The sequence below is a fragment of the Salinisphaera aquimarina genome, assembly GCF_042643355.1.
Lineage (GTDB): Bacteria > Pseudomonadota > Gammaproteobacteria > Nevskiales > Salinisphaeraceae > Salinisphaera > Salinisphaera aquimarina.
Genome location: NZ_JBHRSS010000006.1, coordinates 145,266 through 168,820, shown reverse-complemented (window position 1 = coordinate 168,820; position 23,555 = coordinate 145,266). Strand labels below are relative to the sequence as shown.

Below are 23,555 nucleotides of genomic sequence, written 5' to 3'. Positions count from 1 at the left end.
GCAAGCGAGATGGGTACCTGCGCTATCTGAGCGTCGTAATCCTGGCTTTAGATAAGGCATGACGAGGCGGCGACCCATGCTGGCTGGAAGACGGGGGCTGCTTGAGTGGATCGTCGGTCCGGCGTCCCGGCGATATAGGCCTCCTGACAAGCGGTCTCGAGTGCGTCCCGGAACTGGGTGCTATGGGCCCCGGCAAGCTCCGTTATCACAGCGATGCGCGGCGGGGCGGACATTCGGCAAGCGTGCCGATAACGGCCGCTCCGGAAATCGGCAAGTAACAATTACGGTGTTGCTGACGCGTGCATTGATGGGCGGGCGGTAGCGAATCGCGCCGACGGCTCGCCGGTTGAGGCATGCGATGCTCCCGGCGTGGTCGTCGGCTGATTGGAATGCCCACTGGCAGGGGGGCAGACAGGTTCTTTTCGGCCCATGTCACCGATAGGGTTATCAAGCCACTTGTTCGGCCATTGATCTAAGTCACCGACAAGCGACTTCGTCCGTCACCTCGCCAGCCTTATGCAGTTGCCGCCGTCGTTGTGATGGCCGTGTGCGAGTTGCGATCGCTTTTGAGCACGCCGTACCGGTGTGCTTGCAGCGATGTGGTCGAGTATTTGATAAATGGTAGCGACGGAGTGCAGAAATCGGGTGAAAAGGAATCTTTTTTACGTCGCCACTAAAGTGAGTTATCGCGCGGAGCTCCTCGCGGAGGCCTTTGATTGCTAATGATTCGCCTCAATAGAGACCGGCAGTCGGCAAGCTCAGACTCCAGGCGTACTTGTCTATGACCAAGGGGCCTCGCCTTAAGTAGCGCGACCGATGGTCGATAGACTGACCGAGGGGGCGATCAATTCACTTTGGGTGATGTGAAGGGTTGTACACAACCGGGGCTCGACTCGACCGAGCTCCGGGGAATCCTTCGGAAATTGAATAGGGACAGTTTGTCACGAGGCTAACGAGCTTCAGGGCAGCTAGTTCATGAAGTTAACGACAAAGGCAAAGCTTCCGAAAGGTTGCGACGCAAAGCCACGGGTCTAAAGCGTGCGGAGTGCACGCCATGATCGCCGGGCTGCCGTGAGCATCCAGTGCTACGGCAATTTTGAGTAATCAAGGTTCCGCCGTGGCGATCTCGCTTATCCGCGCGTCGGAACATGCCAATTCAGCATGGACCGACATATGCATTCTCGCTATTTTCTGATTGTCATTCTTCTGTGCGGCTCGCTCGCTGCTTGCGGCGGATCGGGGTCCGGAGACGGCTCAGACAACGAATCCTCCTCTTCATCGTCGCAAAGTGCGTTCCTGCCCCCCGTGGATAGCGACAGCGCGCCTGCCGAAGATGGTGATCAAGTGGATCAAGGTCAAAGCGGCAGCGATGCCGACGGGGCCGGATCCGAAGATGACGCCGGGTCGGATCTAGATTCCGATCCGGATGGAAGCGCGAAACCGAGCCCGGGCTCCGGGGCAGGCCAAGGGGTGGGCTCAACGCCGGAGGCCGGAAACAGCGACGATGGCCGCTCGGATCAGTCTGACCAAGACGGAGAGTCCAACCAGAATGCTGACTTGGATGATGACCAAGTGTCCAGAGACTCTCCGAATTCATCTGCAGGTGAAGAGGAAGAAGAGGAGGAGGAAGATACGGCCGACACCGCCGATATTGCTGGCGCCGCTTCCGTGGTCAATGTAGCGATTATCGGCGAAACCGATCGTCGCTCCTCATCCGATTCGATCACTTTTGGTCAGGTGTTTGCCAAAGGAGACGTTCCTGCTGGCAGTGCTTTGGTCGGCACTGTCGATGGCGGTCAGGTCCCGATGCAGGTTGATAAGAAAGCGACCTGGGCCGATGGATCCTTGCGTCATGCGGTAATCACGGCCCGTATGTCCGACGTGGGTGATGGGTCGCCGAAGCGGTTATCCATTAATGTAATCCCTCAGGCGCGGGATGCGCAGACACGGCCGGAAAACGCGATCACTTTGTCTGACGTTCTGGGCAGCGGCTTCGACGCGCAGGTCGATGTAAAAGCCTCGGGCGCGGGCAACTACAAAATCAGCGCACACGATCTCTTGCAGACCGTGTCCCAGTCCGGCAATTGCTCGGCATGGAGCAAGAATTGCAAACAATGGCTCGACGGGCCGTTGGCGTCCGAATGGATTGTGAGTGGGCAGGTCATATCTGGGAACGAGGCCTTGGCGGGACTCAACGTCTATTTCAATGTTCGCGCTTATGCCGGTGAGGATGGTGCGATCGAGCGTGTGCGCGTGGATACCGTGTTCGAAAATAACTGGGCCTATGCGAAAACATCCGAGAACATCGACTACAGCGCGAGCATCCAGGTGGGTTCGCAGAATTACGATGTTGATGACCTGAAGCATTATCATCACGCGCGCTGGCATAAGGTGTTGTGGTGGCAGGGCGATCCGGGCTTGTATGCTCGTATCGATACGGATTATCTGCAGAACTCCGGCGCTATTTCGCGCTACGCCAAGCTCTCCCCACCTGAGTCGTTTCTCAATGGCGTCGCCAAGAGCTATCCGCCAATGTCTCATGGCGACCAGACGCCCAAAATGGGAAGCACCGGCGCCCAAGCTGCAATTGGACCGCTGCCCCGGTGGACGTCCTCGTATGCCGTATCCGGCGATCGGCGGGCATTTCGGTGGATGCTCGCCAATGACGATGCCGTGGGTAGCTACTCGTTTCATTACCGTGACGGCGAAACCGGGCGGCCGCTTGAAATTTCCCGTCATCCCTACGTCACTATTGCGGCCAAGAGCTTCGCTAGCCGCGCAGGCAATCCACAATACCGTCGCGATTTTCTCACCGATTGCACCGGTAGTTGCAGCACGCCGCTAAGCTTTGATATTGCTCACCATCCGTCAATTGGCTATGTGCCTTATCTTACGACTGGTGATTACTACTATCTTGAGGAGATGCAATTCACGGCATCGTATATCGAACTCTGGGCTAACCCTGGATACCGTGATTTTGACAAGGGTGTGTTGCTTAAGGCACAGAGTCAGGTGCGTGGGCAGGCTTGGTCGTTGCGCAGTATTTCGGATGCGGCGTTCGCTACACCGGATGACGATCCGATGAAGGCGTACTTCGAAGGGCTCATGTCGAATATTCTGTCCGACTACAGTGATAGCTATCTCGAAGATGACACCAAAAACCCCCTCCACGTTACAGCCAACTCTGGTGCCGTTATTTACTCCGCGGGTGGGCAAAAGAAAGTGGGGGTGGCCCCTTGGCAAGCGGACTTCTGGACGTGGTCGCTCGGCCATGCCGCGGATCAGGAAATGCCCAATGCGCTCGAGTTGGTGAAGTGGTTTGGCGAATTCCAAGTGGCGCGTATGACGGACTGGAAAGTCAATCCCGATAGCGGCTTTTGCTGGCTGCTGGCCTCTGCTTACAATTTGCGCATCAGGGATGCCGAAAGCTCTCAGCTGTACCCTGATATCCAGACCGTCTACAAGGTCAATTTCCCGCAACTCGACGGACTGAAATGCAACTCTCAGCCGATGGTAAATGAGCTAAGCGATTCGAAGACGACTTACAGGATCGGCCAGATGGTTGGTTACGCGTTTTCGCCGACCGGCTTTCCGTCCAATTTTCAGATTGGTCTTGCAATGGCCGCGCAAAGTGGCGTTGAAAACGGTCGCGAAGCATGGAAGTTATTCGATGGACGGACGATCAAGCCTGATTATGCGAAGAATCCGAACTTTGCTGTCGTACCACGCTATTAGGATGTTCTGGTAGGGGTTGACGCTGGACACGGCCGTAGCGCGGGAAAAGGTACGGCAGCTCGGTGGTGTCGGTATGGTGGAACAGTGCTTCCGATGGCGCTAAGCTCCGTGGGCCTATCGACCAAGAGTCATTGCGCGTTCATTGATGCGCTGTAGACTTCCTGGCCCTACGAATTCCCGGAGAGTTGTTTGAATAACATACGTGTTGATCTGATAGCGGCGGCGCGCCCCAATTTCATGAAGGTCGCGCCGCTCTACCACGCTTTGAAGGCAGCCAAGTGGTGCGACGTGCGATTGATCCACACCGGTCAGCACTACGACGCCAACATGTCAGATTCTTTTTTCGAGGATTTCTCTCTTCCGGCGCCGGATATTCATCTCGAAGTCGGCAGTGGCTCACACGCCGAACAAACCGGCAAAGTGATGGCTGCCTACGAGCGGGTTTGTCTATCGACACCTCCGGATTGGGTTATCGTCGTCGGAGACGTGAATTCGACCGTCGCCTGCGCGCTGGCTGCCGTCAAACTGGGGATACGTGTCGCCCATCTCGAAGCAGGTCTGCGCAGTCGCGATCGCAGCATGCCCGAAGAAATCAACCGCCTGGTGACAGATGCAATCGTCGACCTCCTCTGGACGCCATCCAAAGATGGAGACGAGAATCTGATCGCCGAGGGTGTGCCCGTCGATAAGATCGATTTCGTCGGCAATATCATGCTGGATGCCTTCGAACTGGTTCGCGACAAGATCAAAACGGCGAACGCCGCCGCGCGTCTCGGATTGTTGGTGGAGGAATTCGGCGTCGTAACCCTGCATCGACCCTCGAACGTCGACGACCCGGATATCCTTGCGATACTTGTGAATCAACTCGTGGCAGCGAGCAGGCATCTGCCTCTGATCTTTGCCGTGCATCCGCGCACCCGCGGTCGGCTTGAAAGTACGGGCCTGATCGCGCGACTGGCGGCCGCCGATGATATTTACCTGATTGATCCGCTCGGGTATATCGAATTCATGAGCCTGGTTACCCGGGCACGTGTCGCAATAACTGATTCTGGCGGTATTCAGGAGGAAACGACCTATCTGGGCATTCCGTGCTTGACGCTACGTAACAACACCGAACGGCCAATCACTCTGACCGAAGGCACCAACCAGTTGGTGAAGCCTGAAAAGCTGCTGGACGCGTTGGTAGAAGCCTTGGCAACCGCTGATGCGGCCAAGCCATCGCCCGAGTTATGGGATGGTCGCGCCGCGCCACGTATTGTTGAGAGTCTGAGAAAGCATGCCAGGATGGATCAACGTGTGATTGCCGAAGTGTGAAGGTATCGTTAACATCAATGCGCGCATGTGGCAGGCCTAGTCCTGCATTGCCACTTGTCTATATGGCATTGGCACAGACAAAGTAGCGCTGAGTGAAAGGACAAGGGCTACGCGGACGGTAAGTAATAACACTGTTGGCTGTGGGTGTCGGGATAAATTACGAACAGTTCGAGTTAAAACTCGTCTGCCCCACGTGTTTCGGATAACTTGCTGATTTAGTTGATGCCTCCATTGTGGCGCAATAATTGCTTGATCAGGAACCAGACGCTTTGAATGCTGTCCAGCCAAAAGTTCGCCACGCTGTGGCGGCTGATCGAATTTTGATGTGAGGATTGATGATATGCGTAACCAAGTCACTAAACTGAGTTTGCTGACTGTCGTGGTGATGTCGATCGCCTGCGTATCGGGCGCCGCAGCCGCGAACACAGGAGACGGATCAAGCTATCTCCAAGGTGCGGATTACCTGACTTCGGGCAGCACCATGTCGGCTAGCGGCGAGCGCGTCGCGTCGAACTCGTACTCTGGGAATGGTGTTGCGGGACAGCGCCCGCAGCTGGGCGTGCCGGAACCTTCGTCTATCACCTTATTCGGTGGCGCGTTGCTGATGCTGATGGGCGCAAGCCTTTGGCGTCGACGTAGCAAACGGGCTGATTTCCGCTAGCAAGTGGGATCTATCGCCTAGCGCAACGGCGTCGGGTGGTATAAGCGATAATCCTTAATCAGGCGACTACGGTCGCCTGATTTTTTTGTGCTTCCACATTCAATATGCGTGCGGCGCGATTTGATTCATGGGCGGGGCGTTAGGTCTAGCCCATAGTTAATGCATGATCGAGATTTTGACCTGCGGCAGGCATGAGCGGCAGCTTTCAGGAGTTAATTCAGCATTACCAGGCATGTCGGGATTTCTTTCAAGTACTGTCGGAAGGGTGACAAAGGTTTTCCGTTGGATTGAAAAAAACATATAAAAAACAGTGATATAAAATTTTTTTCAACTTGTATAAAAGATGGCACCATTGTTGCTTTAACCTTTTTGAAGATTCATGGATCTGCGACCGGCAGGGCTTGAATCCCGCAAATATCACGCCGAGAGGCACGGAGTTACAGAATGAAAATTATGCAGACTTTCTTGGGCGCAGTGGCTACCATCGGCCTTATTGGCGTTGGCATGTCGTCGGCCTATGCGGCTACGATCAACTTCGACCAAGAGCAGTCAAGAGCATCGGGTGATCTGAGCTATAGTGGCGGGAATACCGCTCTGACGGGCAATGACATCACTTTCAGCTACGTATCTGGCGATGGCGTTTCGCGCCTGAATTGTCAGGGTTGCCTGCTGAATTTTACCACTGGTGGTTTCAGTGACAGGATTGATACTGGTGGCGGTAACGCGATCTACCTTTTCAACTCGGGCGGTACGTTCGAGTTGAAGGGAACGGTGGTTGATGGCAGCGGCACTACGCTCGTCGACAATGGCACCATCCTGAGCGGGCAGTTTGTCGGTACGCAGTCGTTTACCCGCCAGGGCGATAGTAGCGGCACGTTCAATGGCAATGGCTCGAACTCGGTTGATGATAGCCTGGCTAGCTACTTCGGTATCGCTCCCGGTTCTGAGTACATGTTCATTAGCACTGACTTCAGCAGCGAAATGCTCACGTTCGAGAACGGTGGCTTCAACGGCGACTTGACAGCCGCAGACCTTCAGACGACAAGCCAGCAGGCGGTGCCGGAGCCGGGTGAGATGGGTGTGTTCGGCTTGGGCTTGGCCCTAATGATGGTGGGTTTGGCGTATCGCCGCAAGAATGGTTCCAACCTCGGCTAAACGTCCTTGTTAAAGAACCTTTAATTGCGGGGCTTTTAGCCCCTTACGGCGGCTCTCCCAAAGGAGGGCCGCTTTTTTTTGCGTATTGATCGGGTATACTTGTCGAAAATATTTACAGCTGTTGAGTCCGAGGAACCCCGCAACTCGAATATATGGTGCGGCGTGCTTGATGGGGGCGGGGCGATCAGTTGATAACCAGCATAAAACGTGAGTCACGGCTAGCTGCCTGGTCGACTTGTTTTGTAGATTGAATGGTTCAGACTGTTTGCGGAACTGGGTTCGGCCGGTTGATTTGCTACATGCGATGGGTGCGTTCTCAATGGATTTTAATGGGGAGAGTCGAGCGACAACGGCTGGGTTAAGGTGCTCGTGGTGATGAATACGCTGCGCGTTTTCAATCACTACATACACGTCAAATTCCTGATGCTGGGTGCGGTGCAGTTCGTGTTCCTGGTGTTTTCCGTGTATTGGGCTGCTCTGCTTCGATTTATCGGGCAGACCGTTCCGTTGACGGACGACTTCCTGTTCTTGTTGCCGAAGGCTGTCATCTTTGCGGCGACCATCATCTTGTGTCTAAGTGCAATGGGGCTTTATCGCCCCCAGCGTCAGAACCGAGAGGTGCCGCTGCTCGTCCGCGTGGTTGCAGGCTTCGTCCTCGCGTGGTTGACGCTGAGTATTGCGTTCTACGTGATTCCAGGACTATATCTAGGGCGCGGTGTTCTTGCGCTTGCTACCCTGCTCGCGCTCATTGTAGTTCTGGTTCTGCAGCTGGCTTTTTATCTCGCTGTGGATCAGCGACAGACGCCTTGGCGTGTGCTTTTTTATGGGGCGGGTGCGAATGCCGCGTCGATACTTGCTTATATGCGGCGTCGCAGCGATCAGACCTTGTTTAGCCTCGTCGGATGTGTGGAGGCGGAGGGTGAGACGTCGGAGGTCGATTCGGACCTGATCCGCAAGCTGGATGGTTCGCTGCTGAGTTATGTGCGGAAACACCGGATTGATGAAATCGTGGTGGCGATGGATGATCGTCGCCATAATTTTCCGGCGGATCAGCTTATCGATTGCCGGATCGCGGGTGTTAATGTCATCGACACCCTCACGTTCTACGAGCGCCAGACCGGTAAGGTAAAAACCGATCTCCTGAGTCCTAGCTGGATTATCTTCTCGTACGGTTTTCGTCGCAACTTCATGCAGGAAAGCGCGAAACGCACGCTTGACGTGGTCGTCTCAGCACTAATGCTGCTTGTTTTTTCTCCTTTCATGATTGCAACGGCGCTCGCGATCATGATGGAGGATGGTTTCCGTCAACCGGTTTTTTTCTCTCAACGCCGAGTTGGACGGCAGGGGCGGGACTTCATGATCTACAAGTTCCGCAGCATGCGTACAGACGCCGAGGCGTCCGGCGTGCCGCAATGGGCGACTGAGGAGGATCCGAGGGTTACCCGCGTAGGGCACTACATCCGAAAGTATCGCCTGGACGAGCTACCTCAAATCATCAATGTGCTGCGTGGGGATATGAGTCTGGTTGGGCCTAGACCGGAGCGGCCGGAGTTTGTGGCGCAGCTATCCAAGAGCCTCCCGTATTACGAGGTTCGTGAATGCGTCAAGCCGGGAATTACCGGCTGGGCACAGTTAGGCTACCCATACGGGGCATCGGAAGACGATGCGAAGGGCAAGCTGCAGCTTGATCTTTATTATGTCAAGAATCGCAGCCTGTTTCTGGATCTGATCATTCTGATTGGCACTTGCGAAGTCATCATGTTTAGAAAAGGCAGTCGGTAGCAATGGCCCATCGTTGCTTGAGTGGGGAGCAGCGAAAATGACGGCTGGTCAGATATGGGCGCTGTCCCATGGGCTGGGCGGAGTCGGGTTTTTGTGTCTGACGCTGCTATTGGTGGCGATGGCCGCTTCCAATGGCTGGCTCCAGCTGCTCATGGTGGCTTGTGCGGCGAATGCGTTGTGGTGTTTTCTGCTCGTTACCGCACCCTCCCTCGGCTTGGGTGGGCCGGTGCTCGACGCAGGTGAGACGCTGCGCGATGGCGCATGGCTCGTGCTGGTTGCGTCCCTTTTGCCACGACGCCGGGCGTCGTGGGCGGCGGGTATCCGGCGCGCCTTCACCCTCGTATTGCCTGCACTGCTGACCGCGTTCGTTATTTGGCGTCTGTTGACTACCCGCACCTTCGGGCCGGTGACGTTGCACCATAGCTATGTCTTTGCCTGCGGTGCCACGGCCATGTCTCTGTGGGGCATGGTCATGCTCGAACAGGTGTATCGCTCGGCTTCGGAATCGGCCCGGTGGGGGTTGAAATATCTCTGTCTCGCCGTCGGCACCCTATTTCTCTACGACTTCCTGATGTATTCCTACGCACTGCTGTCGGAGCATATAAACATAGGGGTCTGGAATGCTCGAGGCGCGGTCAATGCGCTGGTCGCGCCGTTGATCGGCCTGGCGATCATGCGCGCTGCCACATGGTCGCCACGCCTGCGCCTCTCCCACCGTGCGGCTTTCCGGACAGGTGTCCTGACATTGGGCGGAGGCTATCTGCTGATCATGGCCATCGGCAGCTACTACATTCGCAACTTCGGTGGCGACTGGGGCAAGGTGATCGCCGTCCTCTTTCTGGCCGCGATGTCATTGCTGTTCTTGATCGTGCTTCTGTCGGGGCGAGCACGGGCGTATTCGCGTGTCCAGATCAACAAGCATTTCTTCCATTACAAATACGATTATCGCGAAGAGTGGCTGGCGTTGACGCGGCGTCTGAGTCAGAGCACGGAGGTGGCCGATCCCTACGAACGCGCCATTCGAGCGGTCGCACAATTGCTGGAAAGCCCTGCGGGCGCGCTGTGGTTGGAACGATCGGGCGAATTTGCTTGCGTGTCGCACTGGAACATGCCTGAAGCCACGGAAGTTGGTGAACCCGGCGACACGTCCTTTGCGGAGTTTCTGCGCGACCGACAATGGATTATCGACCTGTCTGAATACGAAGGTCATCCCGCCCACTACGGGGGGTTGCAATTACCTGAATGGATTAAAGATATACGGCGCGCCGGCCTCATAATGCCGCTGTATTCGGAGCGGACCCTGCTGGGTTTCATGTTGATCGCGTCATCTCGGACCGCTATCGCGCTGACCTGGGAAGACCTGGACCTGTTGAAAACGCTGGGCCGTCAGATCGGGGTTTTTCTCGACCAGCAGGAAAGCAATCAGGCGCTGGCGCAATCGCGCCAGTTCGAGGCGGTTAATCGACTGACGGCGTTCCTCATGCATGATCTGAAGAATATTGCGGCACAACAATCGCTGGTTATTCAGAACGCGCCGCGGCACAAGCATAATCCCGCCTTCATTGACGATATGATCCTCACGGTCGAGAGTTCGGTCGAGCGCCTCAAAGGTTTGCTTGATCAACTGCAGAGGGCGTCTTCTAATCAGGACAACACGCGACGTGTGGTGATCGATCAGGCCGTAGCCACGGTCGTCGAGTCACTGGTCGGTACCAATCCTGAGCCGACTCTTTCCGGCTCGGCCTGCGGCGCGATCGTGCACGTCGACCCTGAAAAATTCAGTATGGTTCTCAAACACATCGTACGTAACGCACAGGAAGCCACGGCATCTGATGGTAAGGTCGACGTGAACGTGGAGGGGGACGCCGAGACGGTGCGTGTTCGTATCAGCGATAACGGTTCGGGCATGACCCGGGAGTTCGTGCGCGAATCTCTGTTTCGGCCTTTTTTCACTACGAAGTCGGCCCGCGGTATGGGTATCGGCGCCTATCAGGCCCGGGATTTTGCGCGTGCAGCCGGTGGCGATGTCATCGTTGAAAGCGAACCCGGTCGCGGCACTGTATTCACCATCGTGTTGCCCCTTACCCCAGCGGCGAATCGGGGCATTAATGCGCCTGACGTCGAAGCGAGTTCTGCATGAGTAACGTACCGGATCGCCTTTTGATCGTGGAAGACGATCTTGCCATGCAGCGGCAGTTGCGCTGGAGTTTCGACAGCTACGAACTGATTTTTGCTGAGGATCGCGCAAGTGCGATCACGGTCCTGCGTCGGAACGAGCCTCAGGTCGTCTTGCTCGATCTGGGGCTGCCGCCGGAAGCGGACGGCGTACGAGAAGGGATGGAAACCCTCGCCGATATCCTGCGGCTGGCCCCGGCGACGAAGGTGATCGTGGTCACCGGCAACGGCGACGAATCGAACGCCATGCGGGCCGTGGCCACCGGCGCCTATGATTTCTACCAGAAGCCGGTCGACACCGGTGTGCTCGGAATGATCATCGAACGCGCGTTCCATATCTGGCATATCGAAGAGCAGAACCGCAATCTCCGAAGCCAAGCATCGAGCCCGCTGGAAGGCCTGATCGCCGCCAGTCCGGTCATGTTGAAGATTGTGCGGCAGGTGGAAAAAGTCGCGCCGACCAACGCCACCACATTGTTGCTTGGGGGGACGGGCGTCGGCAAGGAAGTGCTAGCGCGCGCACTGCACCGGCTCAGTCCACGGGCCGATTCTCGATTTGTGGCAATCAACTGTGCCGCGATTCCCGAAAATCTGCTTGAAAGTGAATTGTTCGGTTACGAAAAAGGCGCGTATACCGGCGCTACGCGACAGAGCCGGGGCAAGGTCGAGCTTGCCGACGGCGGCACCTTGTTCCTCGACGAGATCGGGGACATGAACAGTGCGCTCCAGGCCAAGATGCTGCGTTTCTTGCAGGAGCGTGTCCTGGAGCGGGTAGGCGGGCGCGAAGAGATTCCGGTGGATGTGCGCGTCATCTGCGCGACTCACCAGGATCTGTCGGAATTGATCGGCCAGAGTACATTCCGGGAGGATCTCTACTACCGGATTTCGGAGATCACGATTCATATTCCGGCGTTGCGCGACAGAGAAGGAGATGCGGTCCTACTGGCCAAGTTCTTCTTTGACAAGGCCGTGACAGATAACGGAAAGGCCTTGCGGGGCCTCACACCCGAAGCTGTTCGCGCGATAGATAGTCACGATTGGCCCGGGAACGTGCGTGAACTCGAACACCGGATCAACCGCGGTGTCATTATGGCCGACGGTCGCTTCGTCACGCCGGAGGATCTAGGGCTCGATGCGCCCAGCACGGAGTCGGAAGACCTGCAACTCAATCTCCGACAAGTCCGCGACGAAGCCGAGCGCGCTGCTCTCGAGAAGGGAATCCGCGCGGCGGAAGGGAATATTTCAAAGGCGTCGCGATTATTGGGTATTTCCCGGCCTGCGCTATACGACCTCATGCGCAAGCACGACTTGTAATCGCCCTAGCGTTGCCACCAGGTGAAGATTTTCATGCGCGATCAAATAACAGCAAATAAACTGCTGATACTGTTTGTTATATTTGTATCCCTGCTGATGTCGGGATGTGGCTTGTCCCAGAGCACTGCCGAGCGATTGGGGCAGGCATCAAACAGCCTTGAAAAGGGCGATTACCGCAACGCTGAAATTCGCTTGAAGGCGCTGCTGCAGAAGCAGGGCGATAACGCACAGGCTTGGTTGATGCTAGGGCGGGTCTCGCTGGCGACCTATCGTTACCCTGATGCCGTAGAGCAATTCAGGCGTGCAACGGCCAACGGGATCGATGCGGCCGCAGTTGCCGTGCCAATGGCCAAGGCTTTGTTGGGCGAGGGTGAATACAAACAGGCACTGGAAGCGCTGGGTGATGGCGCTGCTTCCGACGCGGAGGTATTGGTGCTTCAAGGCAGGGCCCATCTGGCCCTCGATCAGGTCGACGCGGCGAAAGATGCATTTGACAAATCACTTGAGTTGCAGCCGGATTACGCCCCAGCGCTGGTTGGCGAGGCTGATATCGCAAGCCGCGCGCAAGACATGGAACGCGCTCGAGCGTTGCTTGGCAGGGCAACGAGTGGCGCTCCGCAATATGCGCCGGCATGGCAGGCGACAGCCCGAATGGCCTATGCCGAAAATAATTGTAGCCGGGCCGAGCCCGCGTTCAAGAAGCTGCTGGCTCTGAAAGACGCAGGACCCCCGGTCCAGTTGTTCGAATCCCGTTCTTATCTTGCCGATTGTCAGCTGCGGACGGGAAAAGTCGCCGACGCCAAACGTAATATCGGAATTCTTGTAAAACAGGCCCCTCAGAGCGCCTACGCGAATTATCTGCAGTCGCTGATTGATATCCGTGAGCGCAATTACGATCAGGCCAGCCAGCATCTTCAGCGTGTGCTCTCCTCAGCACCCAACAGTGTGCGAAGCCTTACGTTGCTGGCCTCTATAAAACTTGAGCAAGGCGACAAGAACGCGGCGGAGCTTTATCTCAAGCAGGCGATTACGATTGCGCCAAACGATGTGTCGGCGCTCAGGCTATTGGCCTCGCTTTACCTGCAACGCAACGAGGATGATCGCGCCGTCCGAATGCTTGAGGATGCCTATGCTTCCAACCCCGGGTCGGATGGGATTCGCGCGCTCCTTGCCCAAGCCATGGCGTCCCGAAAGGATGAGCCCGGCGAAACGAAGACGCGGCGCCGGATCGGTGGTGCCCCATTGGTGTCCAGCGACGCGGCCTTGCGAATCGATGTGGCCGCTGCAATGGCCCGCACTGGCAATACGTCGGCTGCTCTTGCCCTGCTGGATGGTTTTACTCCAGAAAATGCAGACGAAAGTCTCAGCGCCGCGACCATACGGATCGGCATCGATTTGCGCGACCAGCGTCCCGAGCAGGCTGTTGAAACGGCCAGGAAGCTGGTAAGCGAAGCGGCAGACGATGTGGCTCGGCTGCGCTTGCTGGCAAGAACCTACACCGCGATCGGGAATGCTGACGCAGCAGGGAAAACTCTGGATCGTGCATTGGAGGTCGAGCCGAAGAACACTGACCTGTTGTTGTCGCGGGCTGGTATCTTCGCCCGCCTCGGTCAATACGCCGATGCAACTCGCACACTGACGCATGTCCTTGAACTGGCGCCGTCCGACTTGAAAGCTCAATTGGCATTAGCGCAACTTGCGGCAGCGCAGGGTAAGCAGGCCGAGTCGATTTCTTGGCAAGAAAAAGCATACGCTGCCCATCCCGAAAACAGCGAGCTGGCACTCAGGCTGGTGCAATCCTATCTGGCTGCGCAAAGAACCGCGGATGGGTTGGAACTCGCGAGTAGACTCGCGACCGATCAACCAGCTAACGCCGCTTTTGCGCGCATTAAAGGTGTTGCTCTGCTGGCTGACGGTCAGGGCGATGCTGGGATAGCGAGCCTTAGCAAAGCGGCCGCATTGGCCCCAGATGAGCCCGCGTATCGGCTTGATCTGGCCCAGGCGCAGATCGCGCAACAGCATCGCGACAGTGCCTTGCAGCAATTGGAACGTTTACGCCGGGAACGCCCCGATTTTCTGCCTGCAGCCAGCGTGCTTGCGCGATTGCAGGCTCAGATGGGTGATGCCGATGCTGCGCTGAAGACAGTGCAGGACATTCCGATTGATAAGCAAAATCGTGTGTCCGTTAACACACTCAAGGCACAGGTATTGGCGACTCTGGGTAAGTACGATCAGGCGGCAGCAGTCTATTCAACTGCCTACGGGGCCGAGCCGAATCAGTCGCTGGCGTTGGCGCTCTTCGACACGCGCCGTCGAGCGGGTGCAGAGCATCCGCAAGGGTCGTTGATCGACTGGCTCAAGCGCCGCCCGCAGGACACTGTCGTGGCCCTCCGGCTTGCGCAGTGGTACCAATCCAGCGATCAGGTCGGTAAGGCGGAGCAAGCCTACCGGAATCTGCTTTCAATTGACGGTAGTAACGCGGTCGCGCTCAATAACTTGGCACTCATCAGCAGTCAGCGCAAGGAAGGTGACGCCGAGGAATATGCTCGACGTGCGCACGATGCGGCACCAGATAATCCCGCAATCGCGGACACATTAGGCTGGATACTGGTCAACGGTGGCGGCGAGGTAAAGAAGGGTGTCGATCTGCTCAGAATGGCGGCTGCCGACCTATCAGATGACCCGAACATCCAGTACCATCTCGCGTTCGGTCTCGCAGTGTCGAAAGATCCCGCCAATCAGGCGCAGGCGCGGAAGATCCTGGGCGAGATTTTGAAGGATGATGCGCCTTTTGATGAGCGTGCGTCGGCACAGGCGTTGCTTAAGCGCTTGCAAAACTCGCAGCCTGATACATGAGCGCAAAGGCTCAGGGTAATGGGCTGGCCGCCGATACAAGCTGTGTTAAGCGAATTGATATCTTAGTTGTGGCACCATTATGACTCATCGAATCAATTTTGGTGTTGATACAGATGGGGTGGGATTGGCGAGTTTTAGGGGATCACGCGTGAAAAGCGGCGATTTTGGTGCTTGCCGATCTGCTTTAGAAGCGTTTTCAGTATGCTATTTGCGCTAGGCTTATAAGTCTAGATGCCGCCATTGTCCATTACTTCGGGGCGTATTGCGCGCAACTATCGGGCACTTTGAATTTTCATGGGAGGGGACGCAGTGGTTGGATCACGGAAGAGATACCTTGCAGTATTTTTTATTGCAGCTGTCATGGTGCTGTCGAGCGGATGCGCCACGGCACCGCCTCGAACCGGCGACGCGACACCGGTGGATAGCAGCTACCGAATCGGCCCTGGTGATGGCCTGCGTATATATGTGCGCGACAATCCGGATCTCTCGCTCAGCGTACCGGTGCGGCCGGATGGTGATATTTCAATCCCCTTGGTCGAGAGAATGCCTGCTGCGGGAAAGACGCCGGTCGAGCTTGCCCGAGATCTCGAGAGCTCACTTTCTCAGTATGTGCGCGATCCACTGGTTACGGTCATTGTCACCAGTTTCGTTGGCACCTATAGCGATCAGGTGCGGATTCTCGGAGAGGCCGCGCGGCCGCAATCCATCCCGTATAGCAAAGGCATGAGTGTGCTTGATGTGATGATAAAGGTAGGCGGCCTGACCCGATTCGCGGCCGGTAACCGAGCCAAGCTGGTTCGCACGGCAGATGATGGCACCCAGAAGACCTACGGCCTTCGACTCCAGGATCTTCTGGATGGCCAGATAAGTCGAAATCGTCCGCTGCAGCCGGGTGATGTGATTATTATTCCGCAGACGTATTTTTAGCTCTGCAGTCACAGTTTTGGGGAGAACGCGGTCTGACCGGCCCGCGCTAACAGGTGGATCAACCGTCAAATGCTCGACATTTTCAATCTCGTCTTTGAACAGATACGAAACGCTTGGCGTTTTCGCTGGTATGGCTTGGCAGTTGCTTGGGCTGTAGCAGTCTGTGGCTGGCTGTTCTCTTATAGTCTTCCGAATCAGTATGATTCCAACGCGCGGGTGCATATCGATACGCAATCGGCGATCCACCCGCTGCTGAACGGGATGGCAGTTCGGCCCAACGTCAATCAACAGGTTGATCTGCTCATCCAGACAGTTTTGAGTCGTCCGAATCTGGAGACGATCGCCCGCCGCACTGGCCTCGATTTGAAGGCGAGTACGCCGCAGGAAACAGAGAGTCTGTTGGCCGAGTTGGGTAGTAGAATCAAGCTCCGGAGCACGGGTGGCAAGCTCGATATTTACCGGATCTCGTTTACGGGCAGTGACCCGACCGTGGCGCAAAATGTTGTTCAGCAGGTCATCAACATCATGACCGGCATGGCGGTATCGGACGGGGGCGCGAAGACCACACAGGCCATTGATTTCCTCAGTCGCGAGGTCGATGAATACAAAGGGCGGCTCGATGCCACGGAACGCGAGCTTGCGACCTTCAAGAAAAACAACGCCCAGCTCATGCCCGGTAGTCAGGACTATGTGTCGCGTCTCCAGTCGCTTGTGAGTCAGATCGACAATCTGCGTGATGAGCTGTCAGCGGCCAAGGATCGGAGTCAATCGCTTCAGGGGCAGGTCGGTGGAGCTAGGCGAGGCGGTGGTACAACGACCATTGCCGCCGAGCGCAGTCCGCAAGTTTTGGCGCTCGACAAGCAAATTTCCGACCGCCGAAATCAGATTGGCCGCATGTTGTCGAAATACACGCCCAAGCATCCCGACGTGTTGGCGGCCCAGAGAGAGGTCGCCCGTCTTGAGAGCAACCGCAGTCAGCTGATTGCCCAATTACGAGCCAATCCGGAAGAGATCGCTGTGTCGGCCGATGGCGGTTACAGCGCACTGCGCGCGCAGCTCGACGAGGCTAGGGGTAGGGTCAGCACGCTGCAGGCGTCTATTAAGCGCAAAGAAGGGCAGCTCGATGATCTCAAGAGCGGCGCAGATGACATGACCGACGCTCAGGCTCAGTTGGCGGAGCTTACGCGCAATTATCAAGTGACTAGGGACCAGTACGAAAAATTGCTGACACGGCTTTATTCAGCACGCTTGTCGGAGGACGTCGAGCGCAGTAATAATCCGCTGCAGTTCCGTGTGGTCGATCCGCCCGAGGTGCCTGCCGAACCGAGCGGGCCCAATCGGTTCGCGCTTATAACGGCGGCTTTGCTGGGTAGTCTGGCCGCTGGCGGCGCATTCGCGTTCTTCATGAGCCAGATGCGTCCCGTTTTCATTAATCGGCGCACGCTCACCGATGTGACCGGGCTCCCGGTGCTGGGCGCGGTCAGCGTGGCCTGGACGAGAGCACAAAGCATCCGACGGCGGACCACACTGGTGGTTTTCATGGCCGGTGTCGGTGTGCTTGTTGTGTGCTACTTCGGAGCCCTGGTGCTCATACCCTTGGGGGTTTCCCTGGTGCCGTCATTCATTTCGGGTCAATGGCTATGAGTCTGGTCGAGAAAGCCGCCCAGCGGTTGCGTGAGCGTAGTGATTCGAACGGGCCGATACCACCCCAGCCCTCTTCCTCCAGCGAAACGTTGCCTCCGACGGACTTGTTGGCGGCGAGCGAGACGGTGTCGCCTGTCAATCACAATCCAGTTGTGGTTAACGTCGCCGCGCTTCAGAGAATTGGTCTGGTGCCGCCGGAGGTGGTGAGAGACAAGATCGGGCGTGAATATCAGCGTGTTAAAAGACCGATTCTGCAGGTCATTGCCGAAGACAGAGACTCGCCGATGGGTGTGAATCGGATCATGGTCACCAGTGCCAAGCCCGGCGAGGGCAAATCGTTTACATCGTTGAATCTGGCATTGAGCTTGGCTCAAGAACTGGATCACACAGTGTTGCTCGTGGATGGTGATGTCGCCAGCCCCCGGCTGAGTCGGGCCTTGGGCTTGGGGAAGGATCCGGGGCTTATAGATACACTATTAAGCGACGACATATCGGCGGAGCAGGTAATTCGGACGACTGATATCCCCCGGTTGTCCGTCATGCCCGCAGGTCGACGCTACGATCAGGCGACAGAATTGATGGCCAGTCGGCGTATGCGTCGGCTCGTCGACGAACTGGCCGCCGATTCCCGCCGCATCGTGCTGTTCGATTCCGCGCCTTTGCTTGCCACCGCCGAGTCCCAAGCGCTTGCGATGACTATGGGGCAGATTATATTTGTCGTCAAAGCCGGCCACACGGAGAGACGTGCGCTTGATTCCGCGTTATCCTTGCTCGACCAGTCGTCGGCACGCGTCAGTCTCTTGCTCAACCAGAGTCGTGCCGCCTACGGCGACGACTACGACGGTTACTATGGGGCTTATGGGGGTGGGGTAAATGGAACGTCGCAATTGTGAATCAGTATCGTGGTCTAATTCGAACAGGGATTGTGGGGTAATCGTTACTCGGCTACGACGCGCGGGGGTTGGGTCGAGTTCCATGCTTATGGTGGTCGCGCTTTCGGCAATGATCTGGCCGTTCGACCGTGCCGTAGGACAAGAAACTGATAGCGCTGCGGCGGCTGCGCCAGAAGGGGTTGTCCCGACGTCTACTTCATCTGACTCCGGACAGTCGACAGTGGGCGTTGACGAAGGCGGGGCTAACCCTTTGCAGACGGAGTCGAGTCGGACGTTTGACTTCATTTCTGGCTTTCGCGGAGACTGCCAGTCTTACTTTTCAAGTGACTTGACGGGTGGGCCAGCTGCACCACTGCCGGTGTTAAGCGGACCGCGACGCAGCGCTGGCCGGTATACTCAGCTGTCACTGACTGCCTCGGAAACGTATACCGATAATCTTAATCGCGATCCATCCGATCAAGCGGTTTCGGATTTCATTACCGAGATTTCGCCGCGCCTGGATGCGTGCGCAAGCACTGGCCGTGTACACGGGAGGCTGAGTTACTCGCCTCAGTTCGTGCTATACGCGCATAACAGCGAATTCAACGACATCTACAATACGGTCGAAGGGGAGACAACAGTCGACCTCTGGGCTGGCCATCTGTACTTGGACGCTGATACCCGCTACGGCCAGACCGTTGTCGATCCGTCGATCAGTTTCTCGCAGTCCAACTCGTTGTCTCCACGGAACCAGACAGCTACTTGGTCGAGCAATATCAGCCCCTATGCGATTCAGTCACTAGGACCCGTCGGCACTGCGTTGTTGCGCTATCGTTATGGCAAGGTGCTCTACAATGATAATGACGTTCCGGATTCAACCATCAACGCAGCGTACCTCAATATAACTAGTCCGCCGGACCGCGGCAGGCTCAGTTGGACGGCCGACGTTCAGACGCAAAAGGTAGAGCGTTCCGGTGGTGATGCTCGCCAGTTTTTTCGCGGTTTCGACAATGTAGATCCGGATCAGCCGCTGTTCGACGATGTCGATAACGATAATAGCGACACCAGCTACTTCGACCGGGCCAGTCTGGAACTCGGATATCAGTTGTCCCGGACGCTGACGATCCTTGCTCAAGGTGGTGTCGAGGACGACTATAAGGATGACGGCACTAACGATCGTTTGTCGCAGCCGTTCTACAGTGGAGGTTTTCGCTGGGCCAGCGGTTATAATACGCTTGAGGCACATGTCGGGCATCGGTTCTACGGTCAGAGTTATTCCGCTAGCGTGTCGCATGATGGACCAGTGGCCGATGCCAGCATCAGCTACGACGAGCAAGCGACCTCTGCCGGCTTGAATGCACTCAACGGAAATGGGTTCGGTACAGGAAGCATTCCCGGTGCTTCACTATCTGGCCCTGTCGAATCGCGATTTGACCGCGGCGTATTCGTCGAAAAACGGGTGACCGGACGTGTCGGCATCGATATGGCACGTACCTCAACCGGCCTGACTGTATATCGTCGGGTGCGCAACTATCAGAGCGGCGATGCTAGCGATGAGACTTACAATGGTGCGTCCGTGGAAACGCGATATCAGGTTACGCCTAGGACGTCATTGATTCCGGCGGTGCGCTGGCAAAACCGTGAGTCCAACGGCGATAATACGGACTTCGGCGGCGGGTATAATGATTACGAAACAGGGGTCACACTGGCCCGCGCGGTTTCCCGGTCATCTCAGGCTGCGGTCGGATATGCGCATGCCTGGCGGAACGGCGAAAGACGGAATTCCGATTACAAGGAAAACCGCGTCACGCTCCAGTTCTTCAAGAATTTCTGAGGCCTATGTACGAGAAGTTCTATGGCCTGAGGTCTCGCCCGTTCCAGTTGATGCCGGACCCGCGGTTGTTGTTCGAGAGCCGCGATCATGTGCGCGCGCTTTCCTATCTTCTCTATGGCCTGGAACGTAACGAAGGGTTCGTAGTCATTACCGGCGATGTCGGCACGGGTAAGACGCTCCTGCTGCAATCGCTGCTCGTGGAACTGAGTGGCCGTAACCTGGCGGTCGCTCGTGTTGCCATGGCAAATCTGGGCGCTGACTCGGTGGTGCCCAGCGTCGCGGCGGCCTTCGGACTTCCGTATAAAGACCGCGGCAAACTTGAATTGCTTGATGCCTTGGTGGCGCGGTTGCAGGCGCGCAAGGGCAAGGGCGCATTGCTTATCGTCGACGAAGCGCAGGCATGCAGCGTGGAGGCGCTGGAAGAACTCCGAGCGCTGGCCAATCTGCAATCCGGTGGCCAGGCCTTGATGCAGATTGCGTTGATCGGCCAGACCGAACTCAGGGATCTGCTGTCCTCCGCCACAATGTCGCATCTGCGCCAGCGTGTCGTGGCAGCGCATCACTTGCAGCCGCTCGCCGACGACGAGGTGCGCGGGTACGTAGAGCATCGTTTGCGGCGCGTGGAGTGGGACGGCGATCCGGCGATCGATGGTGCCGTATACCCTAGGGTTCACGAGTGGTCGGGTGGCGTGCCCAGGCGTATCAATATGCTCATGGATCGCTTCCTGCTGTATGGGTTCCTCGAAGAACAGCATGTACTGACGATTGCCGAACTCAATACTGTTATTACTGAATTCGAACAGGAGCTGGGCGCTCACCCGCTGGTCTGGACAAACGATACGTCCCGAGCCGGCAGTGCCGAGGATAGCTCGCCCGTCGCGGCGGGGCGTCTGGATGCGCTCGGTGAACGGCTGCGCACGATGGAGCAGGCGCTGCGTAATGCGGTTGGGGGCAAGCGTATGGAAGAGCTGCTGGCCGCGCATCGCATCGATATCGAGAGTCGCGCCGTGATCGATGCCGAACTGCGGCTGAAATGTCTCGAGGGCGTGTTCGCAGACGTCAAGACCGATCTGAACGCGCCAGCGCGAGCGGCCGAAGAGAAGACGCCTGCTGTGCCAGTGCGTCCGGTGCAGAGCCCGCCGCAACCGCAGCCGAGCAGCGATGTTGTAGACCAGATACGGCCCGCGGCAAGTCGGGTCGAGGTAGAGGAAGAGCAGGCGCCACGTCACGATTCGGACATCCGCGCGTTCGACCCTGACGAAGAATGGCTTGATGAATCCGAACGGCCGGCCAGTCGGCTTTTCTTCTGGAGATCGCGCGATCGTGATTAGGCACTATGGAATCGAATCACTGCCGGAGAATGCGGATCCGGCGGTCAATGCGATGACTGTGGATGTAGAGGAATATTTTCAGGTCTCGGCATTCGAGCCGCATGTAGACCCCCAGCGCTGGAGTTTTCTGCCCAGCCGGGTCGAGGCCAGCGTCGATCGCATCCTGGCATTGTTTGAGTTGGCGGGTGTCCGGGCGACCTTTTTCACTCTCGGCTGGATCGCGCAGCGTTATCCGGCCTTGGTGCGAAAGCTTGCTGATTCCGGTCATGAAATAGCCAGCCACGGCATGAACCATGTCCGCGCGACGGAGCAGGACCGAGTCACGTTTCTTGCCGACGTGCGGCGTTCCCGCGAAATACTTGAAGACGTGTCCGGTCAAGCCGTACGTGGCTATCGCGCGGCGACTTTCTCCATTGGCAAGGGCAATTTCTGGGCGCTGGACGCGCTTGCCGAAGCCGGATTTACTTACAGCTCCAGCATTTATCCAGGTGCGCACCCGGCATACGGGATGCCAGAGGCGCCGCGGTTCGCTTTTCGTGCTCAGCAGTCGGGTCTGCTGGAGATTCCGATTACGACCGCCGAACTGGGCGGGCGCCGGTATCCCTGTGCCGGCGGCGGTTTTTTTCGACTCTACCCTTATCAGCTCAGCCGCTGGGCCCTGCGGCGCGTCAACCGCGTCGATCGCCAGCCGGTGGTTTTTTATTTTCACCCATGGGAAGTCGACCCGAATCAGCCGCGTGTGCCGAACGTGGGCTGGAAGACTCAGATACGCCACTACCTGAATCTGCATCGGGTCGAGCCACGTCTGCGTCAACTGCTGGCCGACTTTGCCTGGGATCGCATGGACCGTGTATTTCCGATGAACTTAACCGCCGAAACAATCCGTCCCCAGGCCGTGACGGAGATCAGTCAGGATGCCTGAGAACATGTCGCTGACCGTCCGTGAACTGGAGTCGTCGGACTACGCGCGTTGGGATGCGTTCGTGGCCGAACAAGAGACGGCCACTTTTTTCCACCGTATAGGCTGGAAGCGGGTGATCGAAAAGGCGTTCGGACATCGCTGCCCTTACCTGTATGTCGAGGCCGATGGCGAGATCGTGGGCGTGTTGCCGCTCGTGCATGTCAACAGCCGGCTGTTTGCCAACGCGCTGATATCGACGCCGTTCTGTGTCTATGGCGGCGCGCTCGCGTGTTCGGCGGACGTTTCCGAGACCTTGTACGCGGCGGCCCGCGAAAGGGGCGAGAACCTGGGCGTGGATTACGCGGAGTTTCGCGAGCGTGACGCGCGTCATCCGGACTGGCCGCGCAAGGATCTCTACTATACGTTTCGCAAGACCTTGGCCGACAACGACGACGAAAATCTGCAGGCTATTCCACGCAAGCAGCGTGCGGTGGTGCGCAAGGCACTCAAGAACGGTATGACAGTGGAGTTCGATGCCGACGTGGATCGGTTCTATCCGTTATATGCGCTCACGCTCCGGAACCTGGGTACGCCGATCTTCGCCAAACGTTTTCTGACGCTGCTCAAGGAAGAGTTCGGTGACGACTGCGAGATCATGACCATCGTGCATGACAACCAACCCGTGGCCAGCGTGCTGAGTTTTTATTTTCGTGACGAAGTATTGCCTTATTACGCTGGCGCCGGCGAGTCGGCCCGCGATCTCAAGGCCAACGATTTCATGTATTGGGCGCTGATGTCGCATGCGGTAGAAAAGGGCATGCGGATATTTGATTTCGGACGCAGCAAGAAAGGGACCGGCCCGTTTCAGTTCAAGCGCCATTGGGGGTTCGAGCCGGAACCCCTCAATTACGAATACGTGCTCATCGGCGACGAACAGATGCCGGATCTGAGCCCTGCGAACCCGCGCTATCAGCGCAAGATCCGTCTCTGGCAGAAACTGCCGGTTGCGGTCACCCGTGTGATCGGCCCCGTGCTGGCCCGCAATCTCGGTTGA

The 23,555-nt window shown here is 57.1% G+C and carries 15 protein-coding genes and 1 riboswitch; all 15 genes read left to right on the top strand.

The window, feature by feature from the left end:
* Positions 1-982 precede the first annotated feature (982 nt).
* Positions 983-1,074, top strand: a riboswitch (cyclic di-GMP riboswitch).
* Between the two features lie 99 nt (positions 1,075-1,173).
* Positions 1,174-3,735, top strand: a complete 2,562-nt coding sequence (locus ACFOSU_RS13420; RefSeq protein WP_380690437.1) for an RIFT barrel domain-containing protein — start codon at positions 1,174-1,176, stop codon at positions 3,733-3,735.
* 189 nt (positions 3,736-3,924) lie between these two features.
* On the top strand, positions 3,925-5,049 hold the full coding sequence (gene wecB / locus ACFOSU_RS13415) for a non-hydrolyzing UDP-N-acetylglucosamine 2-epimerase (protein ID WP_380690435.1): 1,125 nt from the start codon (positions 3,925-3,927) through the stop codon (positions 5,047-5,049).
* A 340-nt stretch (positions 5,050-5,389) separates the two neighbouring features.
* A complete protein-coding gene (locus ACFOSU_RS13410; protein WP_380690433.1) occupies positions 5,390-5,710 on the top strand; it encodes a PEP-CTERM sorting domain-containing protein in 321 nt (106 codons plus the stop codon).
* Positions 5,711-6,154: 444 nt separating this feature from the next.
* Positions 6,155-6,865: a PEP-CTERM sorting domain-containing protein gene (locus ACFOSU_RS13405; protein ID WP_380690431.1), complete on the top strand. Its 711-nt coding sequence runs from the start codon at positions 6,155-6,157 to the stop codon at positions 6,863-6,865.
* A 375-nt stretch (positions 6,866-7,240) separates the two neighbouring features.
* Entirely contained in the window at positions 7,241-8,647 is a 1,407-nt protein-coding gene (locus ACFOSU_RS13400) for a TIGR03013 family XrtA/PEP-CTERM system glycosyltransferase (RefSeq protein ID WP_380690429.1), read from the top strand.
* 37 nt (positions 8,648-8,684) lie between these two features.
* The gene (gene prsK / locus ACFOSU_RS13395; protein ID WP_380690427.1) at positions 8,685-10,787 is read left to right on the top strand and encodes an XrtA/PEP-CTERM system histidine kinase PrsK; all 2,103 of its coding nucleotides are present in this window, start codon (positions 8,685-8,687) and stop codon (positions 10,785-10,787) included.
* The gene (gene prsR / locus ACFOSU_RS13390; RefSeq protein WP_380690425.1) at positions 10,784-12,136 is read left to right on the top strand and encodes a PEP-CTERM-box response regulator transcription factor; all 1,353 of its coding nucleotides are present in this window, start codon (positions 10,784-10,786) and stop codon (positions 12,134-12,136) included. Before prsK ends, prsR begins: the two co-directional genes overlap by 4 nt.
* 33 nt (positions 12,137-12,169) lie before the next feature.
* Positions 12,170-14,992: an XrtA/PEP-CTERM system TPR-repeat protein PrsT gene (gene prsT / locus ACFOSU_RS13385; protein ID WP_380690423.1), complete on the top strand. Its 2,823-nt coding sequence runs from the start codon at positions 12,170-12,172 to the stop codon at positions 14,990-14,992.
* A 417-nt stretch (positions 14,993-15,409) separates the two neighbouring features.
* On the top strand, positions 15,410-15,919 hold the full coding sequence (locus tag ACFOSU_RS13380; RefSeq protein WP_380690421.1) for an XrtA/PEP-CTERM system exopolysaccharide export protein: 510 nt from the start codon (positions 15,410-15,412) through the stop codon (positions 15,917-15,919).
* Positions 15,920-15,988: 69 nt separating this feature from the next.
* On the top strand, positions 15,989-17,563 hold the full coding sequence (locus ACFOSU_RS13375) for an XrtA system polysaccharide chain length determinant (protein WP_380690419.1): 1,575 nt from the start codon (positions 15,989-15,991) through the stop codon (positions 17,561-17,563).
* A complete protein-coding gene (locus ACFOSU_RS13370; RefSeq protein ID WP_380690417.1) occupies positions 17,560-18,456 on the top strand; it encodes an AAA family ATPase in 897 nt (298 codons plus the stop codon). The genes ACFOSU_RS13375 and ACFOSU_RS13370 overlap by 4 nt, the downstream gene beginning before the upstream one ends.
* 82 nt (positions 18,457-18,538) lie before the next feature.
* Positions 18,539-20,269, top strand: a complete 1,731-nt coding sequence (locus ACFOSU_RS13365) for a TIGR03016 family PEP-CTERM system-associated outer membrane protein (protein ID WP_380690415.1) — start codon at positions 18,539-18,541, stop codon at positions 20,267-20,269.
* 5 nt (positions 20,270-20,274) lie between these two features.
* Positions 20,275-21,600: an ExeA family protein gene (locus ACFOSU_RS13360; RefSeq protein ID WP_380690413.1), complete on the top strand. Its 1,326-nt coding sequence runs from the start codon at positions 20,275-20,277 to the stop codon at positions 21,598-21,600.
* A 19-nt stretch (positions 21,601-21,619) separates the two neighbouring features.
* Positions 21,620-22,522, top strand: coding sequence for an XrtA system polysaccharide deacetylase (locus ACFOSU_RS13355; protein WP_380690646.1), 903 nt, complete (start codon positions 21,620-21,622; stop codon positions 22,520-22,522).
* A 4-nt stretch (positions 22,523-22,526) separates the two neighbouring features.
* Positions 22,527-23,555: a FemAB family XrtA/PEP-CTERM system-associated protein gene (locus tag ACFOSU_RS13350; protein ID WP_380690411.1), complete on the top strand. Its 1,029-nt coding sequence runs from the start codon at positions 22,527-22,529 to the stop codon at positions 23,553-23,555.

Excerpts from the sequence above, each read along its gene's own strand:
- ACFOSU_RS13405 (WP_380690431.1), top strand. The coding sequence starts at position 6,155 with ATGAAAATTATGCAGACTTTCTTGGGCGCAGTGGCTACCATCGGCCTT.
- prsT (WP_380690423.1), top strand. The coding sequence starts at position 12,170 with ATGCGCGATCAAATAACAGCAAATAAACTGCTGATACTGTTTGTTATA.
- ACFOSU_RS13375 (WP_380690419.1), top strand. The coding sequence starts at position 15,989 with ATGCTCGACATTTTCAATCTCGTCTTTGAACAGATACGAAACGCTTGG.
- ACFOSU_RS13420 (WP_380690437.1), top strand. The coding sequence starts at position 1,174 with ATGCATTCTCGCTATTTTCTGATTGTCATTCTTCTGTGCGGCTCGCTC.
- ACFOSU_RS13370 (WP_380690417.1), top strand. The coding sequence starts at position 17,560 with ATGAGTCTGGTCGAGAAAGCCGCCCAGCGGTTGCGTGAGCGTAGTGAT.
- ACFOSU_RS13350 (WP_380690411.1), top strand. The coding sequence starts at position 22,527 with ATGTCGCTGACCGTCCGTGAACTGGAGTCGTCGGACTACGCGCGTTGG.
- ACFOSU_RS13400 (WP_380690429.1), top strand. The coding sequence starts at position 7,241 with ATGAATACGCTGCGCGTTTTCAATCACTACATACACGTCAAATTCCTG.
- ACFOSU_RS13410 (WP_380690433.1), top strand. The coding sequence starts at position 5,390 with ATGCGTAACCAAGTCACTAAACTGAGTTTGCTGACTGTCGTGGTGATG.
- prsR (WP_380690425.1), top strand. The coding sequence starts at position 10,784 with ATGAGTAACGTACCGGATCGCCTTTTGATCGTGGAAGACGATCTTGCC.
- prsK (WP_380690427.1), top strand. The coding sequence starts at position 8,685 with ATGACGGCTGGTCAGATATGGGCGCTGTCCCATGGGCTGGGCGGAGTC.
- ACFOSU_RS13365 (WP_380690415.1), top strand. The coding sequence starts at position 18,539 with ATGCTTATGGTGGTCGCGCTTTCGGCAATGATCTGGCCGTTCGACCGT.
- ACFOSU_RS13360 (WP_380690413.1), top strand. The coding sequence starts at position 20,275 with ATGTACGAGAAGTTCTATGGCCTGAGGTCTCGCCCGTTCCAGTTGATG.